At 49.3% G+C, this 20,939-nt stretch carries 18 protein-coding genes; 3 read left to right on the forward strand and 15 right to left on the reverse strand.

Annotated features, from left to right (window positions below; translation table 11 throughout):
* Nucleotides 1-2 precede the first annotated feature (2 nt).
* The 9 genes from O6P33_RS10790 to cysM all read right to left on the reverse strand — a co-directional run bounded on the left by O6P33_RS10790 (nt 3) and on the right by cysM (nt 11,169).
* A complete protein-coding gene (locus tag O6P33_RS10790) occupies nt 3-1,724 on the reverse strand; it encodes an OmpA family protein (RefSeq protein WP_269817782.1) in 1,722 nt (573 codons plus the stop codon).
* Between the two features lie 9 nt (nt 1,725-1,733).
* Nucleotides 1,734-2,390, reverse strand: a complete 657-nt coding sequence (gene tssL, locus O6P33_RS10795; protein WP_269817783.1) for a type VI secretion system protein TssL, short form — start codon at nt 2,388-2,390, stop codon at nt 1,734-1,736.
* Nucleotides 2,387-3,724 (reverse strand): type VI secretion system baseplate subunit TssK, encoded by a 1,338-nt coding sequence (tssK, locus tag O6P33_RS10800; RefSeq protein ID WP_269817784.1) that lies wholly within the window; start codon nt 3,722-3,724, stop codon nt 2,387-2,389. The genes tssL and tssK overlap by 4 nt, the downstream gene beginning before the upstream one ends.
* Nucleotides 3,725-3,736: 12 nt before the next feature.
* Nucleotides 3,737-5,275, reverse strand: a complete 1,539-nt coding sequence (gene tssC, locus O6P33_RS10805; RefSeq protein ID WP_269817785.1) for a type VI secretion system contractile sheath large subunit — start codon at nt 5,273-5,275, stop codon at nt 3,737-3,739.
* A gap of 21 nt (nt 5,276-5,296) precedes the next feature.
* Nucleotides 5,297-5,803: a type VI secretion system contractile sheath small subunit gene (tssB, locus tag O6P33_RS10810; RefSeq protein WP_269817786.1), complete on the reverse strand. Its 507-nt coding sequence runs from the start codon at nt 5,801-5,803 to the stop codon at nt 5,297-5,299.
* A gap of 369 nt (nt 5,804-6,172) precedes the next feature.
* Nucleotides 6,173-6,514, reverse strand: coding sequence for a zinc ribbon domain-containing protein YjdM (locus O6P33_RS10815; RefSeq protein ID WP_269817787.1), 342 nt, complete (start codon nt 6,512-6,514; stop codon nt 6,173-6,175).
* Between the two features lie 109 nt (nt 6,515-6,623).
* Nucleotides 6,624-8,867 (reverse strand): GTP diphosphokinase, encoded by a 2,244-nt coding sequence (gene relA, locus O6P33_RS10820; protein ID WP_269819519.1) that lies wholly within the window; start codon nt 8,865-8,867, stop codon nt 6,624-6,626.
* Between the two features lie 56 nt (nt 8,868-8,923).
* Nucleotides 8,924-10,276, reverse strand: a complete 1,353-nt coding sequence (gene rlmD / locus O6P33_RS10825) for a 23S rRNA (uracil(1939)-C(5))-methyltransferase RlmD (RefSeq protein ID WP_269817788.1) — start codon at nt 10,274-10,276, stop codon at nt 8,924-8,926.
* On the reverse strand, nt 10,273-11,169 hold the full coding sequence (gene cysM / locus O6P33_RS10830; protein WP_269817789.1) for a cysteine synthase CysM: 897 nt from the start codon (nt 11,167-11,169) through the stop codon (nt 10,273-10,275). The genes rlmD and cysM overlap by 4 nt, the downstream gene beginning before the upstream one ends.
* A 153-nt stretch (nt 11,170-11,322) precedes the next feature.
* Here cysM and O6P33_RS10835 point away from each other — a divergent pair, with 153 nt between their 5' ends.
* The gene (locus O6P33_RS10835) at nt 11,323-14,103 is read left to right on the forward strand and encodes a response regulator (RefSeq protein WP_269817790.1); all 2,781 of its coding nucleotides are present in this window, start codon (nt 11,323-11,325) and stop codon (nt 14,101-14,103) included.
* A 10-nt stretch (nt 14,104-14,113) separates the two neighbouring features.
* On the opposite strand, the gene ung is transcribed toward O6P33_RS10835, so the two are convergent.
* Complete coding sequence (gene ung, locus O6P33_RS10840; RefSeq protein ID WP_269817791.1) at nt 14,114-14,833, reverse strand: uracil-DNA glycosylase; 720 nt, start codon at nt 14,831-14,833, stop codon at nt 14,114-14,116.
* Nucleotides 14,834-14,888: 55 nt separating this feature from the next.
* Between ung and O6P33_RS10845 the strand changes: the two genes are divergently transcribed.
* Both O6P33_RS10845 and O6P33_RS10850 read left to right on the forward strand, forming a co-directional pair.
* Nucleotides 14,889-15,752 (forward strand): HDOD domain-containing protein, encoded by an 864-nt coding sequence (locus O6P33_RS10845; protein WP_269817792.1) that lies wholly within the window; start codon nt 14,889-14,891, stop codon nt 15,750-15,752.
* Nucleotides 15,753-15,878: 126 nt separating this feature from the next.
* On the forward strand, nt 15,879-17,120 hold the full coding sequence (locus tag O6P33_RS10850; RefSeq protein ID WP_269819520.1) for an ABC transporter substrate-binding protein: 1,242 nt from the start codon (nt 15,879-15,881) through the stop codon (nt 17,118-17,120).
* A gap of 96 nt (nt 17,121-17,216) precedes the next feature.
* On the opposite strand, the gene queF is transcribed toward O6P33_RS10850, so the two are convergent.
* From queF to fliS (O6P33_RS10875), 5 genes are all read right to left on the reverse strand, one after another.
* The gene (queF, locus tag O6P33_RS10855) at nt 17,217-18,047 is read right to left on the reverse strand and encodes an NADPH-dependent 7-cyano-7-deazaguanine reductase QueF (RefSeq protein WP_269817793.1); all 831 of its coding nucleotides are present in this window, start codon (nt 18,045-18,047) and stop codon (nt 17,217-17,219) included.
* A 74-nt stretch (nt 18,048-18,121) separates the two neighbouring features.
* The gene (locus tag O6P33_RS10860; protein ID WP_269817794.1) at nt 18,122-19,576 is read right to left on the reverse strand and encodes a sigma-54 dependent transcriptional regulator; all 1,455 of its coding nucleotides are present in this window, start codon (nt 19,574-19,576) and stop codon (nt 18,122-18,124) included.
* 199 nt (nt 19,577-19,775) lie between these two features.
* Complete coding sequence (locus tag O6P33_RS10865; protein WP_269817795.1) at nt 19,776-20,075, reverse strand: flagellar protein FliT; 300 nt, start codon at nt 20,073-20,075, stop codon at nt 19,776-19,778.
* Between the two features lie 25 nt (nt 20,076-20,100).
* Nucleotides 20,101-20,481, reverse strand: a complete 381-nt coding sequence (fliS, locus tag O6P33_RS10870; protein WP_269817796.1) for a flagellar export chaperone FliS — start codon at nt 20,479-20,481, stop codon at nt 20,101-20,103.
* A gap of 70 nt (nt 20,482-20,551) precedes the next feature.
* Complete coding sequence (gene fliS, locus O6P33_RS10875) at nt 20,552-20,938, reverse strand: flagellar export chaperone FliS (protein WP_269817797.1); 387 nt, start codon at nt 20,936-20,938, stop codon at nt 20,552-20,554.
* Between the last annotated feature and the right edge of the window lies 1 nt (nt 20,939).

Below are 20,939 nucleotides of genomic sequence, written 5' to 3' on the forward strand. Positions count from 1 at the left end.
ATTTACTTCTCCATTTGCAATGACAAGACATCATCTTTCGTAAACGATGATGTGCTTTTAATGTTCACTTCCTGACAAGCATCGGCTTGGGGAAGCAAACGGATTTCAACGCGGCGATTTTTACCGCGTCCTTCCTCACTATTGTTATCCGCTACAGGGCGCGTGTCGCCAAAGCCCTGTACCGCAAAACAATTCGCTGATAAATCACTGGTGGCTAGCATCCAGTCACGCACAGACTCTGCGCGTTGCTGTGATAAACGTTGGTTAGCCTGCGGGCTACCAGTACTGTCGGTATGACCTGAAATAACAATTAACCAGCCTGGTTTAGCTTTAACGTCTAACAAGGCACTGACTAAGACTTTGTTGGCTTGGGGTTTTAAAGAAAACTGGCCCACATCAAATAACGCAAGACTGTCTAAAGTGACCGCATTGTCAACACGCTGAATGATCGGCGCAGGTGCAGGTGGTGGTGCCCATTCGCTCAGTGCAGATTGGAGCGGCGGCAATAAGCGTCCTCCTTGATACAAGGCCACAGAGTAGGCAGTCGGAATCCCTTCTCGCTCCCAACGCGTCAGTTGCTGTACGCTTGCCCTCAATTGTTTTTGTGCCGCTAATTTAGGTTCAACAGGCTCACCGCTAAGCCCGCGAAATAGCACTAAATCATTTTGCGCATGCTGAATTAACCGTTGGTTATGGTTGAAACTGGCCAGCATTGCTAACAGTAAAAACACTGCAACAATGCCAGCAAATTGCGCTGCTGTTTTCTCCATGACGGTTAAACTGAGCCGACTCACCTTACGGCTCAGCAAAATCGCTGGAAACGGTAGAACGGCTGCAGCTGTAACATGAACCGTGCTGACTAAACCTGTGCGTTGCGCAAGATAGGCTTGCCAAAGATTATTCGGCAATGCAAGCACCGGTGCAAAGTGCACAGCTACAGCCTGCAATGACAGTGATGACGTACCTGCTTGGGGCAATTGCCAGAGCGGCAAATAGGTGTGCTGTAACCACTGCAAGGCATGTTCTAAGTTAACCATTAATGGTAATGGATAGGTTTCGTGGGCATGACGATCGAGCCAGCCGTCTAAGGTTCCTAATGAGGTGTGCCCCTCAGCAACCTGTATAGCTTGCCCAGTTTTGGCGCTAAACCATAATGGGGCCTTGCTCTGCGCAACGGCAGGCTGAGCAGAGTGCAATGGATTTAAGTACAGCACGCACCACATTTCTGGCTGATATGCCATATAGCGAGAAGCTTGTGCAATTGCTCGCCGCCAAGCAAACACCGACTCCAATAATGCGTCTTGATCGGTCAATTGCTCAGGCAGTACTGGCAGCATGATGGCGACTCTAGAGAGCAATTCTGGACGCTGTTCAGCTAACCAATGCACCGTCTGCAAAAAACTTTCGTTATCTGCAACACTTAAATACCAACCTGCTTGTAACTCTCGATACGAATCAGCCAGAGGTTGCTCTAAGCCACATACCAATACTAAAGTGCCTTGAAAGCCCTGCGCCGGTAACAGTTGCTCATCAAAAACTGGCTGCGCTTTTTGACGCTGCTGATAAAGCTGATAGTTAGCTGAGCTTAAAACAGCAGCCAACGCGATCAGCAGCACGCTTAATAACACGCTCAAGCCCAAGCCCAGCAGCCAAAAACCCCACAGCAACCACAACGCCAAACCAAGTGCACAGGACACTAAGGTTTGTTTTATCCAAATGTGCATGGTGTGTCCTTAATGCAATAACTGTTGCAGTTGCTGCTGCAGGGAATTGGACAAATACCACCATAGAGTAAAGAGTGCTGCGCCCCCCAACACCCAACTTAACCAGTACCAGTGACGTCGATTAAAACTTAAGCTCGGCGTCTTAGTGAGCGGCAAATGGGCTGATAGTGCGTAGGCTGGAACGCGCTGAGTCAGTTGCTTTAACACTTGGGTTCGATGCAGATCCTCGCTGCTGCGATATTGCCCTGTAAAACCTAGGGCGAGCACTCGATGAAAGCAGATCAGTACGGCCTTTTCTGCGTTAGTTTCATGCAAAACATTGGCAATTCGGTCCCATAGCTTTGCACCTGCTTCGAGCGTATTAAAGTACGTTGCCTGCAATGGTGACTTAAGCCATTGCTCATAACCTGCATCCTGAATATTCCTATTCATGACACTTTCATCCAACAAGGCGCACTGGGCATATAGCATGTGCTCAGTGGCCTCGGTGGAATACCCCAGCTCTTGTAACTGCTGTCTGGCCGTATCAATCTGCTCACATACACGCTGATAAAAAGCGAGGCCATTCTCAATAGGTACACCATTTTTGAGCTGGCATACCGTTAACCATGTATCAGCAAACACACTATCAATCGTGTTCGCTGGGTTTGTTGCTTTATTAGTCATGAGCGTAACACCGCAAAAAGTTCCAATTGCACATCACCTAAAGTCCCTGGTATATAAAACGCACATTGACCTGAAGCCAGCATCGCTTTGGCTGCCGGGTTATTCAGCTCCAAAGCGAAATATTGGTTTTCTAGACGCATAGGAATCGCTGCTGGAACGTGGCTTAACGCGCGTAACGGAACCCCGTTGAGCGCCACATTGACAACATCTGAGACATCATCAGGGCTACCCACTTTGCACAATAAAGGCAGTTGGCTCGTGAGTAGATGCGCTGGTAAACCAGAACGTACAGATAAATAAAAGTCAGCATCTTCGCGTAAACGGCTGTCATGCAAAGCGCCCTTCCAAAACTGCCCATTTTTCAGTAACTCAATAGCAATAACGCGCGATGGCAAACTGGCTTCGAGTAGCTCTGTCAGTAGCTGCAACAGTGGCGGAAAAACCGCCTCTGGCTGACCGTGCTGGTAGGCTGGAATTGAATCGGTACCGTGCTCCAAAGAGAAGGTCAGCAAACTGCCTGCAAGACGCACCAACTCACGGTACAAAAGTTCAGGATGCCGATTCGGCGCGCTGTGCAATTCAGCTAGCACAGGTTCTGCACTGTTTAATGCATTGAGCAGCCAGAACAAGGAAACATCTGCCACGGCAAAGTCTGCCATGCGCTCATTGCTTTCGCGGCGCATCGCCATGAGACGGTTACGTTTAGCTTGTAAACGATAGATCAGCTCACTAAAGCCAGTCAGCAACGCCGGACTGGCAGAATACGCCAGCATCGGCGGCATAAAACTTGTATCCAGCTCCCAAATGCCTTGGCCATTGCGGCGTAAACGCGCTACCGGACAGGTCAGGTAATCGCTGTTTTCATCGTGTGCAAAGCGCAAGCGCAGTGCATAACGCTGTACGGCAATTTCCGTTTGTTCATTGCCGACAAGGTCTTGTACTTGCACCCACTCTTGCAAGTAACGGCGCGGACGATCCACCTGCCCCGGTAAGGCTAGGTTCGCGCCATTAGCCTGAAGCAATGGTAAAGCCAGCACAATATCGGCAGTTTCACGACCGTCTAACAAAGATAGATCACATGCAGGTGGCAAGTTATCTGCCAGCGCGGTGTCAATCAAAGTGCCATCAGGTAAGCACACAATAAGCTTGGTTGCGTTTAACCGTGCGACGCTTAAGGCGTTTAGATCGAACTCGGCACAAAGCACCCCCCAAGGGTTGGCAATCATGCTGTGCGCTAGAGTACCTGTCACATAAGCATCCCAGCGGGCCTGCTGTTGAAACTGTTGTGGGGCCAAAAAGGCCCCATCAGTCCACAATGGACGATAAATTTTCATCCGAGCCTCCGCTTACGCTTTGGCTTTAGGCATCTGAGATACTAACGATAGATTGACGTCCATCCCCTCAACCTGAAAATGCGGCACGGCATACAGTTTGACGCGGAAGAAGCCGGGGTTATCGTCGATATCTTCAACTTCTACCCGTGCATCGCGCAATGGGTGCGAAGCTTGCAAGTCATCACCCGGGTCAGTCATTTCAGTCACTAAACCCCGCACCCAGTTATTGAGTTCCAGCTCCAAGAGGCGGCGATCTTTAGTGGTACCAATATTTTCTCGTTGAATCAGCTTCAAATAATGCGCGATACGCGACAACAAGAAAATGTATGGCAGGCGAGAGTTAATGCGACTGTTGGCTGTGGCATCTGCTGTGTCGTATAACGCTGGCTTTTGCGCTGAGTTAGCCGAGAAAAAGCATGAATAATCACGATTTTTATAATAGGACAGTGGGATAAAACCAAGGTTGGCAAACTCAAATTCACGTGTTTCAGAAATCATAATTTCTGATGGAATTTTAACTTGATTGCCCGTGCCTAAATCAAACAAATGAATCGGTAAATCTTTTACTGCACCGCCTGCTTGTGGCCCGCGAATTTGTACACACCAGCCATTACTAATGAAGCTTTTAACCATATTTGCTGCAAACGAAAAACTCGCGTTAGTCCACAAATACTTCTCATGATCAGGGCCTTTAACTTCTTCCACATAGTTAAAACTACGCACTGGCACCGTATCTGGACCATAGGGCAAGCGCCCCAATACTCTAGGCATGGTCAGCCCGATATAACGAGAGTCATCCGTCTCACGAAACGACTTCCATTTTAAATATTCGGCACGATCAAAGTAGTTACCAATATCCTTAATTGCTGCTACTTCTTCCATGCTCTCCTTACCAAAGAAAGCCGGATTAACCGAACCAATAAACGGCATATGCGCGGCAGCAGAGACTTTGGAAATATTGCGCAGCAGAGCAATGTCCTGAGGACTGCGATCAAACTCATAGTTAGAGATAACTGCGCCTATGGGTTCGCCACCTGGCGTATCGTACTCTTGAATATAAGTGTGGTAATACAGGCCACTCTGAATCATTTCTGGGCTGTCTTCAAAGTCTTGACGCAAATCGTCTTTAGCAATATCAAGAACTTCTAACTTAACATTTTGCCTAAAATCTGTACGGTCAACCAACGATTTAAGACCACGCCATGCAGACTCTACAGCTTGAAACTCAGGGTGATGCATCACTGCGTCTAACTGTTTGCTGATCTGTTGATCGAGCTCGGCAATATGATGATCCAACAAGGTTTTATCCAAGCGTTCTACAGCCTGCCCTGACTTTTTCAAACGCTCTAAAAAGACTTGTACACCTGCAGTAACTCGCTCGTTAGCGGTCACTTCAGCCAGTCCACTGTCATCTTGAAAACTATTTAAATCACTTAAAGCAGCAACCGGCTCTAAATTAATTTTGCCAAATAAAGAGGCATAAACACCTTCAGTGGCAACCTGTTCAACAACCGCAGGTTGACTTTGGTTATTTTCCACATGAGCTGACATACAAACACTCCTTGTTAAAAGTTACGCTAATTCTGATTTTTTGGGTGCCAAACTGGCTAATTCTGTACGCAATTCATCACTCAGCGCGCTGTCCTTTAAGATAGCCTCTAGCTCTCGACGAAAAGTTACATTATCTAATAGATTGGATTTGAGATCGCGCAACAGATTTCTCATAGCGAGCATTGCTTTAAGTTGCGGAATTTGACGTGCGACCTGCTCTGGCTCAAAATCTTTTATGTCATTAAAATTGAGCTTTACCCCTTTATCACTGCCATCGCCTAATAATGTATCTTCAACCGTTAGGTTAAGCTCTGGGGAAAAATCAGACAGAACATTATTAAAGTTATTTTTATTTAAATTAACTCGCTCACGCTCAGATACTGGCCTACTCTCTTTTCCATTACTAAAATCGCCAACTACTAACAGCTTTAATGGCAATTCAACCTTTTTCTGCGCCCCTCCCGTATGCAAATCTAGCTTAATATTGACACGTGATTTAGGGACTTCATTTTGAAAACTCTCTGACATTGCGTCGATCCTTAACGTTAAGACTGATAATTCAAGGGATGAATACTCAGGCATACAAAAAGACTTAGCAACCTAGAAAGCGTGACGCAAGTCAAATTACTGACATTTAAATAATAAAATATAACAACTAACTAGAAAACAGAAAAACACATACCTTAAATTAAAACTGAAAAACAAAAACACATCACAAATAAAACAATCAACCAATAAAAAAAGCTATAAGCTTATTAAAAAGTCCGTCGCCCTATACTTTACTTGCTGATTATAAATATATAACTAGAAAGTAAAGTATAGAGCGACGAAATTATTCAGCGACTATCTAAGACTCAGGCCAAACTATAAAGCCACAACCTGCAGCACCTGTCTTACTTAGGCTTTTTTCATAAACTCAGATTTGAGCATAATTTTTTGCCCATCAACACGGCAGTCCAAATCATGATCACCGTCGACAATACGAATATTAGTCACGCGGGTGCCCATTTTAATCACAGTAGAGCTGCCTTTAACTTTTAAATCTTTAATCAGCACCACAGTATCACCATCAGACAGCGGGGTACCGTGGGCATCACGGACAACCTTCTCAGTGCTTTCTTCTGACACTTCAGGCGCACTCATCGGCCACTCATGACCGCAGGTTGCGCACACGTAATTTTCACGATCAGGGTAAGTAATTTCTTCGTTACAGGATGGGCAAGGTGGAAACTCTGACATGCAATAACTTCCTTCTAAATAGTTACAGGGGCGCTAAGAATAACTAACCCCAACACTTAAGGCTAACTCGCAGATATTCGCTGATATTTCACTGCAGTACAGCGTGCAATTAATGACGTTGGCGGCGTACTTCAATGATATTAGGTAACTGTGAAATACGGCCTAATAAACGGCCCAGCTCATCCAAGCCCGGCACTTCCACGGTTAAATTAATCATTGCGGTATTGTCTTCTTTGCTGGTACTGGTTTGCAAAGCCACAATGTTCATTTTCTCATTGAGTAGCACCTGAGAAATATCACTGAGCAAACCGGAACGATCATAAGCGCGCACCAACACATCCACAGGGTAGGTTTTCACCGGCTCTGCACCCCAGCCCACTTGAATCATACGCTCGGGCTCACGACTGCTGAGTTGCAAAGCCGTAGCACAATCCTGACGGTGGATAGTCACACCACGCCCCACTGTGATATAGCCAACAATCGGCTCACCGGGTACTGGTTGGCAGCAACCGGCCATTTGCGTCAGTAAATTGCCCACCCCATGAATGCGAATTTCATCGCGGGGCACAGCGCTGTGCTGGGTTGGTTTGCGTGGAATTAAATCCAGCTGCTGCACGCTACGCTCGTGGGGCTCAAGCAGTTGCTGCGCCAGCCCCACAGCATGGGCCAAACGCACATCTCCAGCACCCAAAGCAGCAAACAAGTCTTCACTAGTTTTTAAATTACAACGCTCAGCAAGGCGCTCATAATTCACCGGACCAATGGCCAAGCGAGTCAGCTCACGCTCAAGCATGTGTTTACCCGCGGTGACGTTTTGATCGCGATCTTGCAACTTAAACCAATGCACCACTTTAGCGCGGGCGCGGGTGGTATTAATGTAACCTAAATTAGTATTGAGCCAATCACGGCTGGGAGCACCATTTTTACCGGTGATCACCTCAATTTGCTCGCCGGTTTTCAGGCTGTAATTGAGCGGCACAATGCGACCGTTAACCTTAGCACCACGGCAATTATGGCCAATTTCTGTATGCACCCGATAAGCAAAATCCAGTGGCGTGGAGCCTTTTGGCAAATCAATGGCATGGCCGTCTGGAGTAAAGACATAAACTCGATCTGGCTCGATATCCACACGAATTTGATCCGCTAAGCCGCCAATATCACCCAGCTCTTCATGCCACTCCAGCACTTGCCGTAGCCAAGCAATTTTCTCTTCGTAGTGATCCGACTGGCCATCCTTATCAGCGCCTTTATAACGCCAATGCGCACAAACGCCCAGCTCCGCCTCTTCATGCATGGCATGGGTGCGGATTTGCACTTCCAACACCTTACCTTCAGGACCAATCACCGCGGTGTGCAGCGAGCGATAGCCGTTTTCTTTCGGGTTAGCAATGTAGTCATCAAACTCACGGGCAATATGTGGCCAGCGCGTATGCACAATGCCCAGCGCGCTATAACAATCACGCACTTCAGGGACCGTAATACGTACCGCACGCACATCATAAATCTCGCTGAAGCGCAGACCTTTTTTCTGCATTTTGCGCCAAATAGAATAAATGTGTTTGACTCGGCCACTCACATCCGCATCAATCTGCGCCTCTTGCAACTCTTCGCGCAACTCTTGCACCACTCGGCGGATATACTGTTCACGGTCAATGCGCCGCTCATGCAATAACCCAGCAATGTGCATGTACTGTTCTGGCTCGATATAACGAAACGATAAGTCTTCTAATTCCCACTTAATGTGGCCAATACCTAAGCGGTGCGCCAAAGGTGCGTAAATATCCGCAACTTCACGGGCGACTCGATAACGTTTGTGTTCTGGGGCGTTTTTTACTGCACGAATAGCGCAGGTGCGTTCAGCCAGCTTAATCAGGGCAACGCGCACATCATCGACCATGGCCACCAACATGCGGCGTAAGTTTTCCACTTGTGCCTGGGCGTTGAGCACAACACTTTTGCGCGGGTTAATACTGGCGCTGATCGCCGCCATACGCAGTACACCATCAATTAACTTGCTGACCACCGGACCAAATAAACGCTCAATTTCACCCAACGGCGCTTTGCCTTCGCGCACCGTGCGGTACAAAATAGCCGCCACTAAGGTTTCTTGATCCAGCTTTAAATCCACAAGAATCTGTGCAATTTCCAAACCGATTTGCAAGCTAGAAGCGCCCTCTGCCCAAACATTATGGGTTTCCTTAGCTTTCTGCTCAGCATCGCGGGCAAACTCACACGCACTGAGCAAACCTTGGGCATCCAGCAAGGGATCAACTGCGATAATCTGCGCCACCCAACTGGGTAAATCGATACTGCCATCTTGGCTAACTGGCTGTTCTGTTCTGACCTGTACCATTACCAATCCTTCGAGTTCAAGACTCAAGCAATCACTACACCAACTCAGTCAAACGCTTACGGCTTGACCAACAGCGCCATAGCTTCGGCATGCCCTGTTTGCGCAAACATATCCAGCACACCGGCTTTTTCTAAACGATAGCCCTTGGCAAGCAAAACCGCCGCATCCCGCGCCAGTGTGGCGGGGTTACAGGAAACATAGACAATGCGCGGCACTTTTAATTGCGCCAAATCAGTCACGGTCATCTGTGCACCTTCGCGAGGCGGATCCAGCAATGCTGCAGCGAAGCCTTGTTTGGCCCAAGGCGCTTTGCGTAACGGCATAGACAAGTCGGCATGGTAAAAGTGCACATTGCTCAGCTGATTGGCTTCAGCATTGGCCCGTGCACGCACCAGCATCGACTCGACACCCTCCACCGCCACTACCTCCTCAACCTGTTGCGCCAGCGGCAAGGCAAAGTTACCCAATCCACAAAACAAATCCAGCACGCGAGCACCCGACTGTGGCGCTAACCATTTTAGCGCTTGGGCGATCATCGCCTCATTCATTTGCGCATTGACCTGAACAAAATCACCGGGCTGATAAGCAATTTCGACAGCGTACTGGGTTAACGCATAACCCAAGGTGGCTCCGGCTTGATCTGGCTGTGGCTCACCAATGCCTTGCAGCCATAATTGCACATGGTGCTCGGCACAGTAAGCGCGTAGCTTGGCTAAATCCGCAGCATGCAGCGCTTGGGTATGACGCAGCAACAATGCCGTATTGTGGCCACTGAATAGCTCCACATGACCTAACACTTGCGGCTGTTGAAAACTATTAAATAAAGCACTTAGCCCTGCAAATACCGGCTGCAACTCAGGGACTAAAATAATGCAACTGGCCACTTCAACAATGGCATTACTGGCCGGGCCGCGAAAGCCCACCTGCACATGCTTTTGTTTAACGTCATAACGCACAGCAACACGACTGCGGCGGCGATAGGCAAATGCTGGCCCCACTAAAGGTTCTGCCCAAGTTACCGGGGTCAGCCCCTCGCGACTGAACTGCTCAACTAAATTAGCGTGCTTGAGCTCAATTTGCTGTGCATGGCTAATATGCTGCAACGTACAGCCGCCACAGCGCCCGGCCCACTGGCACTCAGGAGTAATACGCTCCGGGCTACTGCTCTGAATCACTAAGCTTTGCGCCTCAACCACCTTGCTGCGCGCGGCCAACACTTCGGCTTGCACCTGCTCACCGGGTAAAGCGCCGCTGACAAACCAAGTGCGCCCGTCTAAAAAAGCAATGCCACGGCCATCGTGCGATAAGCGTTCAATGCTCAACACTTGTTTTTTACCCGCAGGCAAGGTGTTACGCACACCTCCCGCTGGTTGAAACCGTAACGACTTGGGTGCTTTTGAGCGACTCATACAGACTCCGGCGCATAAATACCGCTAGACAGGTAGCGGTCACCGCGGTCACAAATAATTGCCACCAATACTGCGTTTTCAACGCTTTTCGACACTTCCAGCATGGCAGCCACCGCGCCACCGGATGACACCCCACAAAAGATACCCTCCTCACGGGCTAAACGGCGCATGCAGTCTTCCGCGGTGTGTTGATCCATATCCACCACTTGATCAACTCGGCTGGGGTCAAAAATGCTTGGTAAATAAGCTGCCGGCCAACGGCGAATCCCCGGAATAGTTGCCCCTTCTGTGGGTTGTAAACCAACAATTTGCACCTCTGGGCTTTGCTCTTTCAAATAACGTGAAACCCCCATAATGGTGCCAGTGGTGCCCATAGAACTGACAAAGTGGGTGATTTGCCCTTGGGTTTGCTGCCAAATTTCTGGCCCAGTGGTTTGGTAATGCGCGCTGGGATTATCCTGATTAGAAAACTGATCCAGCACTATGCCCTTGCCCTGTGCTTGCATCTCCAGAGCTAAATCACGGGCCGCTTCCATTGACTCCACCAAAATCAATTCTGCACCATAGGCCGTCATGGCTGCTTTGCGTTCAGCGGTGGAGTTATCTGGCATAATCAGCAACATTCGGTAGCCTTTAATAGCAGCGACCATAGCCAAGGCAATGCCAGTATTTCCCGAGGTAGCCTCAATGAGGGCATCCCCCGGTTGGATACGACCACTGCGCTCGGCGCGCTCAATCATGGCCAGTGCTGGGCGGTCTTTTACCGAGCCAGCAGGGTTATTGCCCTCAAGCTTAACCAGTAAAGTATTGCTCGTTGCGCCACCCAGACGCTGTAAACGAATTAACGGGGTACTGCCGATGCAGTCGGCTAAAGTTGGATAATGAACAGTCATAGTAATAAGCAGCGGCATCAAAATTTAAAGAGGCCTATCATAGCGCCAAATGGGAAGAGTCCATAACCCACGAAGGCATCAACTTATAACCTGAAGCTATAATTCAAGATAATTTTATTAACAAATTTCTTTTGCGGCGTGGAGAATCACAGCGTGTTGACCAAGCTTGGAATTAAAGGACGCGTGCTACTGCTCACCTTGGTGCCGTCGGGTGCTTTCGCAATTATTCTGGGCAGCTGGTTCAGCTATGCCCAGCTGCAAGATTCACAACAGCAGCTTCTACAGCGCGCACAGCTCATTCTCAGTCAACTGTCCCTACACAGTTACGCCGCACTCAAGGCTGGGGACCGAGAACAATTGGCGCGTATTGCCCAAGAAGCCAATAACCTCAATGATGTGCGCTCAGTCCGCTTTATCGCAGCCCCTGACACTGTGCTAGCCCACTCTGGGCCATCGATGCCCAAGCAATCACTGTCGGACACCCTGCAACTGAGCATTACCAGCCAGCGCGCTGGCTCACTGCTGACCCTGCCCATTTATGCGCGCCCTCTAGCCCCCACTGCTGTTGAGCAGCCGCAACACAACCAACAACAGCCCATTGGCTGGGTCAGTTTAGAGCTGTCACACCACGCCACCTTACTGGAAGGCTACCGGCAAATTTTCATCAGCAGCGTACTCATCGCCTTTGGCCTGCTGATCACTGCGCTGCTGGCGTTGCGCCTAAGTCGTACCATTAATTTACCCTTAGAAAACATTAAGCGTGGGGTGGCCAGCATCCGTGAAGGACACTTAGATACCCGCCTAAGCTCCCCCGGCAGCCAGGAGCTCGACGAGTTGGTTAATGGTATTAATCTTATGGCGCAATCATTGCAGCAAGCCCAAGAAGAGCTGCAAGGCAATATTGACCAAGCTTTGGACGATGCGCGTCACAACCTCGAAACCATTGAAATTCAAAATATTGAACTGGACTTAGCCCGTAAAGAAGCCATTGAAGCCAGCCGCATCAAGTCAGAGTTTCTGGCCAATATGAGCCACGAAATTCGCACCCCGTTGAATGGCATTATTGGTTTCACCCAGCTGTTGAAAAAAAGCGACCTCACCATTCGCCAAGAGGACTACCTCAACACCATTATTAACTCCTCCGACAGCCTGCTCAATATCATCAATGAAGTTTTAGATTTCTCTAAAATTGAAGCAGGCAAACTGGTGCTCGATCATGCGCCTTTTTATCTGCGTGATTTAATCCAAGACACGCTCACCTTATTAGCGCCAGCCGCCCACCACAAACAACTGGAACTGATCAGCCTCGTTTACCGTGACACTCCGCGCACCCTAATTGGTGACGCCCAGCGCATTAAGCAAATCCTTACCAACTTAATTGGCAATGCCATTAAATTTACCCACGAGGGTAATATCGTCGTGCGCGCCATGCTCGAGGATGAAGATGACAGCTTTGCCTTACTGCGTTTCAGCGTACAAGACACGGGCATTGGCATGCACGAGCTGGAACAAAACGCTTTATTCCAGGCCTTTACCCAAGCCGATCACTCACTGACCCGCCAAGCTGGTGGGACGGGCTTAGGGCTGACCATTTCCAAACGTTTGGTGGAGCACATGGGCGGTGAAATCAGTGTCACCAGCACCATCGGCGAAGGCTCGGAGTTTAGTTTTAGCCTGCGTCTAGAAAAAGCCGATAGTGGTGAACTGTCGAGTATTGAAATCAAACACCCCAGCCATCGCGCCATACTCTATGAGCCGCACTCTTTGGCCTTACAAGCCATTGCCCACCAGCTGGAAGATTGCGGCTTGCACGTGGACTGTATCGATAACCTGGACGCTATCCTAGCCAAAGTACAGGCCGCAGAAGCCTCGGTCGCCCCTTACCATCTGGCCGTACTGAGCATTAACACCAAGCAGCATCCGTTGCATCAATTGAAAAATATTTTTAGTCAGTTGCAGCAACGGCAGTGCGAAGTTTTACTGCTGTGCAGCACCAGTGACTTTAATATTTTCCAGAACAACCTTGGCAAGCCTTTTTGTGAACAAATGCTCAGCAAACCAGCCTGTCATCGCCGCTTGCAACATGCGGTTAATAACCTTTTAGCCATTCAAAACCCAGCGTCAGAGCAGTCCTTAACTGACCCTGAGCAACATCAGTTACATGCCCTGTGCGTGGACGATAACCCGGCCAACTTACTGTTGATTAAAACCTTACTGCAAGACATGGGTGCACGGGTCAGCAGCGCCGACAATGGCCATACGGCGTTGGCGCTGTTCCAGCAATACAGCTTTGATATTGTCTTTATGGACATTCAAATGCCGGTTATGAGCGGCCAGCAATGTACAGCGGCAATGCGTGAGTGGGAGCACAACCAGCAGCTGGAAACCACCCCAATTATTGCGGTGACAGCCCACGCCCTCGCCAATGAAACCCACTTATTTTTACAAGCCGGATTAAATGACTGCCTAAGTAAGCCGATCAGCGAGCAATCCCTAGCCCAAGCCATTGCCAAATGGACAGGGGTTTTTATGGCCACGCAAGCACAACTTGAGCAACCTATGCCCATCAGCACTGAACATCAGCACTTGCCAGTTATTGATCGCGACGAAGGCCGTAAACTATCCAACGGCAAAGACGGCCTCGCCAATGAGCTGTTGACCTTGCTGCTCGAATCTCTGCCCAGTGATCGCGCCTATATCCAACAAGCCCGCAGTCAAAGCGATCGCGGCGCACTGCTGGAGCGCATTCACCGCATTCATGGGGCCAGCCAATATTGCGGCGTACCGCAATTGCGCGCTATTTGTAAAACCTGTGAAGTCTTACTGAAAAATAACGCCGCACAAATTGATCCGGCACTGGATGAGCTCGATGCAGCCATTGCGCGCTTACTGGCGCACTTAGCCCACGACAATCAGCCAGAACCGCCGCCGTAGCATCAGAGGTTTATAACGGCAGCTCAGTCTGCTCGCTACTGAGTTCAGGCAAGCGCCAGTCAATGGGGGTTTGTCCGGTGCGCTGTAAAAACTTATTGCACTGACTAAAGTGACCATTACCGATAAAACCGCGGTAAGCGGATAACGGTGAGGGGTGCACCGAGCTGAGCAACAAGTGTTTGCTGGCATCAATACGCTGCGCCTTACTGCGCGCATGGGCGCCCCACAACATAAACACCACATGCTCTTGCTGCGCACTGACGCAATCAATGATGTGATCAGTAAAGCGCTGCCAACCGGCCTTAGCATGAGAACCCGCCTGGCTCTGCACCACCGTTAAAGTTGTATTAAGCAACAGCACCCCCTGCTCTGCCCAACTTTGTAAACAACCGTGCTGGGCAATGGGGATATTTAAATCACGCTGCAACTCTTTATACATGTTGAGCAATGACGGCGGCACTTTTATACCAACAGGCACAGAAAAGCTTAAACCATGGGCCTGGCCAGGGCCGTGGTAAGGGTCTTGCCCTAAGATAACCACCTTAACTTTAGGCAAAGGCGTTAAGTTCAGCGCATTAAAAATCAGCCCGCCGGGCGGATAAATAACTTTCCCCTGCTGCTTTTCTTCGCGTAAAAAATTAGACAATTGCTGCATATAAGGCTGTTCAAATTCAGCAGATAACGCTGTTTTCCAACTCTCTTCCAGCTTAATACGGTTATACTGCGGCATGATTTCAACCTGCGATAAAAAAGCAGCACCCTAGGAAAGCCAGGATAACTTGTCAATGAGTGACACCAACAGTACTCAAAGCTCAGCACAACAAAGCTTACACTACTCACTGCTGAGTGCCTTCCTTAAAGGCACAGTGAAGATCCCGCAGATGCCAGAAAACGCACTGCGAATCCGTAGCTTATTACGCGACCCTTACACCTCTCTAGAACACCTCAGTCGTGTGATCAATAGCGACCCGCCACTGGCTGCTTACTTAATGCAATTTGCTGACAGCCCACTATTAAAAAGTGCTCGCCCCTGCCGCTCACTGCGCGATGTTTTAGCGCGTTTGGGCACCAGTAAGCTCAATAACCTTGTGTTAAGCTTTGCCGTGCGCAATATTTTTATTAGCAAAGAGTTGGCCTTACAAAAAGCGTTTCGTGCGCGCTGGAACGCCTCTTTGGCGCGGGCGGCGTGGTCAGCTAGTTTAACCAGTGTATTGCCGGAAATATCTGCGGACGACGCGCTTTTAGGCGGTTTGTTTCAGGATATTGGCAGCCTACCGTTGTTGGCTGAGCTGGAAAACTGGCCGCAAATCGAGCGTGAGACTGACAACCTCAATACAGTGTGCGAGCAACTTTCAGGGCAAATAGGCACAGTGTTATTGACCTCTTGGAAACAGCCCAGCCACTTAGTTGACTGCGCCCGTTACCGCAATGGCCATCTTGCCAGCAGCAGCGCAGACACAGCACAACTCTATGAGCTGGTGCAGATTGGCGAGGCCTTACACAACCCGCTAAAACACCAACAGTTAGCACAACTGCCTTTAGCCCAGCAAATTTTTAACGACATGGATGTAGAAAAAGTCCAGCAGCAACTGCAAGAACAGGTACAGGTCTGGTTTTTATTGCTCGGGGTCAAAACCCGTGCCCGTTAATCAGAGCATAATAACCCCACAGGTACTACGACTAAGATACAGTACCCGAACTTCAGCTATGTCTGCACAGTCACCCCTATAATTGCACCCCTCCTTTTTAGGCTTCGAAATAAGGAAATCCTTGTGATCCGTATGCTCTCTGCTCTAACCCTATGGGTTGGAATGACCGTAACAGCACTGGCTGCTGACCCCATACTCATTGGTTTAAACTACCCACGCACGGGTCACTACAAAGAAGAGGGCTTGGCGCAAATGCGCGGAGCACTGCTAGCCATTGATGAAATCAATGCGCAAGGCGGTGTGTTAGGCCGCGAAGTCAGTTTAATCACTCGCGATACCGCCTCACGCCCGGAGAAAGCCGCACGCAACGTTGATGCTCTGGTTGATCAAGGTGCAGCAATGCTATTTGGCAGTGTCTCCAGCGCCGTAGCAGTGGCTGCCAGTGAGCGTGCCCGCCAACTCAATACACTATACTTTGCCACGATTGGCTACTCTAATGATGTTACTGGCGCCAATGGTCACCGCTATGTCTTTCGCGAAAGCAGTAATGCGGCGATGACCGGTTATGCCCTTGGCCACTATTTATCAACTCACTTCGCTGATAAATCGTATTTTTATATCACCGCAGATTACTCTTGGGGACACAGCTCCGAGCAAGCGCTACGGGACAACACCAACACCACAGATACCAGCAAACACAAAGGCGTTTTATTGCCTTTCCCTACCGCCAAGCAGTCCGACTACACGGCGGTACTCAAGCAAGCCCAAGAGAGCAATGCTGAAATCGTCGTGCTAGCACTCTATGGTCACGACTTAGTCCGCGCGATGCGCACCGCAGAAACCTTGGGTTTAACCAAAAAAGTTCAGATTGTCGCCCCGAACCTCACTCAGTCTGTTATCGAGCAAGCAGGTCCAGGCTTAATGGTCGGCGTGATTGGTACCGAGCACTGGCTCTGGCGCGCACCAGAAGTTGAAAACTCCGCAACTGGCCTCGCATTTGTAGAAAACTTTAATCAAGCCTACGAGCTGTACCCACCCAGTGCTGCGGCCTCTGCTTATACGGTAGTCAAACAATGGGCAGACGCGGTACAACGCAGCAACAGCCTTGACAGTGGAGCAGTCATTAACGCCCTCGAAGGCCATGAGTACAGCTTGCTAAAAGATGCCGCGCAATGGCGTGCCTTTGATCACCAAAATATCCAAACCGTCTATGTGGTACAGGTCAATGACCGCGAGGCTGTTATGGCGCACCCTTCACGTCAGGATTACTTTAAAATCCTTGAGCGTTTTGAGTTTGATCAAAACATGCAGACGTTCGAACAATGGCAAGCTGACCGCGCCGCGGCCGGTAAACCCAACAAGCTCTAAAGCTGCCCTAAACGCGTAAGCTTACGCAAGCCATAAAAAAACCGTGCAGCACGCACGGTTTTTTTATGAGCTAAATCCAAGCGATGCCCTTAGGCGTTACTGGCGCGCTAAACGCAGGTTCTCTACTGCACAGTGCTGCAAGCTGCGGTACGGATTAATGTCCAGACCGCCACGACGCACATAACGGGCGGAAACGCTTAACAATTCTGGCTGCAAACAGGCTTGTAAATCCAGAAAAATCCGCTCAACGCACTGCTCATGAAAGTCCTGATGCTGTCGAAAGCTCACCAAGTAAGTCAGCAGGCTGGCATGATCCAAAGCTGCTCCGCGGTAATGCACCTGTATCGTGCCCCAATCCGGCTGTCCGGTGACTGGGCAGTTGGATTTCAAGAGATGGCTGTACAGATGCTCTTCAACCTGCTCAGTGCCGCACACAAGCTGCTCTAAGCCCGGGTTCTCATATTGGTTAAGATGCACATCCAGATCATCAATGCACAGCCCCTGCGGCTCATGAACGCCTTCTGCAGCCACTTGCGCAAAGGTCTTCAACTCAACTTGCACTGTTGCCTGTGCAACCTTGGATAAGTCCGCAGCCAATACCGCCTGCACTTCAGCAAAGCTGGCATACACACTTTGGTTAAAAGAGTTTAAATACAACTTAAAGGACTTGGATTCGATGATATTGGCCGAATCAGCCGGCACCACTACTTGCGCAACTGCCACCACAGGCTTACCGCTGGGCAGCAACCAAGACAACTCATAGCAGTTCCAAACATCCACGCCAACATAGGGCAGATTATCAGCAGAAAAACCCAGCTCGCGCCACTTGGTCGCCCGAGCAATGCCAAAGAGTAAACTGGCATCGTATTGACTGGTGTAGGCACTATTTTTGCCCAGTGGTGAATCATGTGCGGGATGCTGCGGCATCAATACTGCTCCAGACAAGAATTAAAGAGCAGCATTGTAATCAAACTTCAGCACAGCGTCTTGCTACGGACGCTTTAGCTGCGGCTCATGCCATATTTGCGCATTTTCTCCACTAAGGTGGTGCGACGAATATTTAAACGCTCAGCGGCGCGGGCCACCACGCCATCTTCTTCAGTCAATGCTTGCTGAATTAAATCCTGCTCCAACTCAGCCAGGTATTCACGCAAATCCAGCCCTGTCGAAGGTAGCTGAGCGGTTGGGTTTGGCGCTGGGACGTCCTCAACTGCAGCCAATAACGCTGCACGCTCACTGACTTCCTCGCGTAATTCCTGAATTCCGTTTTCTTCATCAATGTAACGAAACTTACGCGGCAACTCGCTGATACCAATGACCCCGTGCGGGTACATGATCGCCATACGCTCAACAAGGTTCGCCAGCTCGCGCACGTTACCCGGCCAGCTGTGCTGACACAACGACATAATCGCCGCCTCATTAAAACGCACCGAGCCACGCTTTTCATTTTCCATGCGCGATACCAGCTCGTTAATCAATAACGGAATATCTTCGGTGCGCTCACGCAGCGGTGGCATTTCAATGGGGAACACATTGAGGCGGTAAAATAAATCCTCACGAAAATCGCCCAACTCGATCATTTCTTCAAGATTCTTATGGGTGGCAGCCACAATACGCACATCCGCATCAATGGATTTATTCCCCCCCACACGCTCATAAATGCGCTCTTGCAATACCCGCAGCAACTTAACCTGCATGGTTAGCGGCATATCGCCGACTTCATCTAAAAACAGCGTACCGCCTTTAGCCAACTCAAAACGCCCAGCGCGTGCACTGATCGCACCGGTAAACGCGCCTTTCTCGTGGCCAAATAATTCGCTTTCCAATAACTCTGCCGGAATTGCCCCACAGTTAATCGGCACAAAGGGCCCATCACGGCGCTCAGAGTTGTAATGCAAATTGCGCGCAATCACTTCTTTACCCGTGCCCGATTCACCGAGAATCAGCACACTGGCTTCGGTATCGGCCACTTGCTGCATCATCTGCCGCACACTTTGAATGCAACGACTGGCCCCCACAAGGCTGCGAAATAAATTGGGCTCACGTTGAGTACGGCGCTCTGCCGCTTGGTCATACACCTCACGGTAAACTTGCGCACGGTGCAAGATACCCAGCAACTGGCTGTAACTGGGCGGCATTGCTAAGCGGGTTAAGACCGAGGCGGATACTGCACTAGGCAGCTCAATGGCTTCGCCCTCTTCCAGCAAAATAATTGGCAAGAACTCATCCCACTCAACAAACTCTTTGATCAAAGCTTCTAAGCGCTTTCCTGCGCTAATACCACCAAGCATCACACACAACACTCCACGGCTGGAGTTTAGCGTTGCAACTGCATCACGCCACTGCGCGCTGGTGCAAGCAATGTAGTTCTCATCTAAAAAAGTGAGGATATTGGCAAACTCTTTGCATTGCTCAACGTGGTCGTGGACCAGGAGGATTTTCGTTTCTCGCCACATAATGACTACTTAGACTCTAAAGACAAAGGACGCTATTCAAGCATGAAAGCAAACTGCCACTAGTAAAGTCAAAACTGCCGCCATTGTCAATTTTATGACGTAATTTTAATGGGCTTTTATAAAACTGACGCTTAATCAAGTGGATACAAAAAAGCCCCAAGTACAGATTGCACTTGGGGCTTGTGTTTGCGTCAATAAATCAACCGAACATTTGGTAGACTTTGGCGCTTTGTTTCGACTGATTGATCTGGCGTAACTCATCAGCAATACGTTGCTGTTCGCCTTGGCAGATACTGACCATTTCGTGGTACAGATCCAATAATTCTTGCATGCGCTCACGTAACTCATCGCTATTCTGATGAGGGTCAGACATAGCACTGTCAACAGCTTGTCGACATTGTAGATCCAATCGACCTACAGCTTGCCAGTCTTGCTGCGCTAGAGCATCGCGCAAAGCGGTACTGGTGTTTTGAAGTTGCTCAACAGTGCTTGTGCTCATGGTACTTGCCTCTCGTCAGTGCAGTTTAAGCTGCAATGGCATCCCAGCCAGTTTTTACTTCACGCAATAAGTCAGACACTTCTTCAACAATAGCGAGATCGTTTTTAAGGTTTGCTTCCATCAAACGAGTGGTCATGTACTCATATAAGCGATCAAGATTTGCGGCAATCTCACCGCCTTTTTCTAGATCTAAAGCTTGGCGTAAACCACCAACAATGCCAATGGCCTTACTCAGCAGCTCACCTTTGAGGGCAGTTTGCTCACGTTCCATAGCGCCACGTGCTTGCGCTAAACGGGTTAAGCCACCTTCAAACAGCATTTGAATCAAACGGTGTGGGTCAGCCTCAATCGCCTGCGCTTGAGTATTAACTGATTGGTACTGTCGCATAGCGGTCATTGCGTTCATAACATCGTGCTCCATAAGCGTTTCAACTATCCTTTGTATCGTCACTGACCGCTTATTCTTTAATATTTATTTACAATTCTTTTGGTTCTTGGCTCGGATCGATCTGTGACCAACCTTCACGCAACTGTAAAACAATATTTTGCACTTCTTCTAAGCTTTGCGGGGTTTTATCCACTGATACCGTGGCTAAACGTCGGGTCATGTAGCTGTAAAGCTCATCCAGATTTTCCGCTAACTCACCGCCTAAGCTTTTATCGAGGCTGTCTTGCAGCAAACCAATGATCGTCAGTGTCGTACCAACTGCCTCGCCACGCTGGGCTGCGTTGTTTTCTTTCTGTGCAATCAATGCAGTTGAAATACTCTCTAATGCGCCATCAAGCAGCAAATCAACGGCCTGATACGGGGTTAAATCCTGACCTTCGGCTACTGAGTTATAAGTCTTTACTGGGTTACTCATG

The sequence above is a fragment of the Denitrificimonas caeni genome (genome assembly GCF_027498055.1).
Taxonomy (GTDB): Bacteria; Pseudomonadota; Gammaproteobacteria; order Pseudomonadales; family Pseudomonadaceae; genus Denitrificimonas.

What these genes read in the sequence shown, in the direction of transcription:
- O6P33_RS10790 (WP_269817782.1), bottom strand. Translation starts at nt 1,724, where the DNA reads ATGCACATTTGGATAAAACAAACCTTAGTGTCCTGTGCACTTGGTTTG.
- tssL (WP_269817783.1), bottom strand. Translation starts at nt 2,390, where the DNA reads ATGACTAATAAAGCAACAAACCCAGCGAACACGATTGATAGTGTGTTT.
- tssK (WP_269817784.1), bottom strand. Translation starts at nt 3,724, where the DNA reads ATGAAAATTTATCGTCCATTGTGGACTGATGGGGCCTTTTTGGCCCCA.
- tssC (WP_269817785.1), bottom strand. Translation starts at nt 5,275, where the DNA reads ATGTCAGCTCATGTGGAAAATAACCAAAGTCAACCTGCGGTTGTTGAA.
- tssB (WP_269817786.1), bottom strand. Translation starts at nt 5,803, where the DNA reads ATGTCAGAGAGTTTTCAAAATGAAGTCCCTAAATCACGTGTCAATATT.
- O6P33_RS10815 (WP_269817787.1), bottom strand. Translation starts at nt 6,514, where the DNA reads ATGTCAGAGTTTCCACCTTGCCCATCCTGTAACGAAGAAATTACTTAC.
- relA (WP_269819519.1), bottom strand. Translation starts at nt 8,867, where the DNA reads ATGGTACAGGTCAGAACAGAACAGCCAGTTAGCCAAGATGGCAGTATC.
- rlmD (WP_269817788.1), bottom strand. Translation starts at nt 10,276, where the DNA reads ATGAGTCGCTCAAAAGCACCCAAGTCGTTACGGTTTCAACCAGCGGGA.
- cysM (WP_269817789.1), bottom strand. Translation starts at nt 11,169, where the DNA reads ATGACTGTTCATTATCCAACTTTAGCCGACTGCATCGGCAGTACCCCG.
- ung (WP_269817791.1), bottom strand. Translation starts at nt 14,833, where the DNA reads ATGCCGCAGTATAACCGTATTAAGCTGGAAGAGAGTTGGAAAACAGCG.
- O6P33_RS10845 (WP_269817792.1), top strand. Translation starts at nt 14,889, where the DNA reads ATGAGTGACACCAACAGTACTCAAAGCTCAGCACAACAAAGCTTACAC.
- queF (WP_269817793.1), bottom strand. Translation starts at nt 18,047, where the DNA reads ATGCCGCAGCATCCCGCACATGATTCACCACTGGGCAAAAATAGTGCC.
- O6P33_RS10860 (WP_269817794.1), bottom strand. Translation starts at nt 19,576, where the DNA reads ATGTGGCGAGAAACGAAAATCCTCCTGGTCCACGACCACGTTGAGCAA.
- O6P33_RS10865 (WP_269817795.1), bottom strand. Translation starts at nt 20,075, where the DNA reads ATGAGCACAAGCACTGTTGAGCAACTTCAAAACACCAGTACCGCTTTG.
- fliS (WP_269817796.1), bottom strand. Translation starts at nt 20,481, where the DNA reads ATGAACGCAATGACCGCTATGCGACAGTACCAATCAGTTAATACTCAA.
- fliS (WP_269817797.1), bottom strand. Translation starts at nt 20,938, where the DNA reads ATGAGTAACCCAGTAAAGACTTATAACTCAGTAGCCGAAGGTCAGGAT.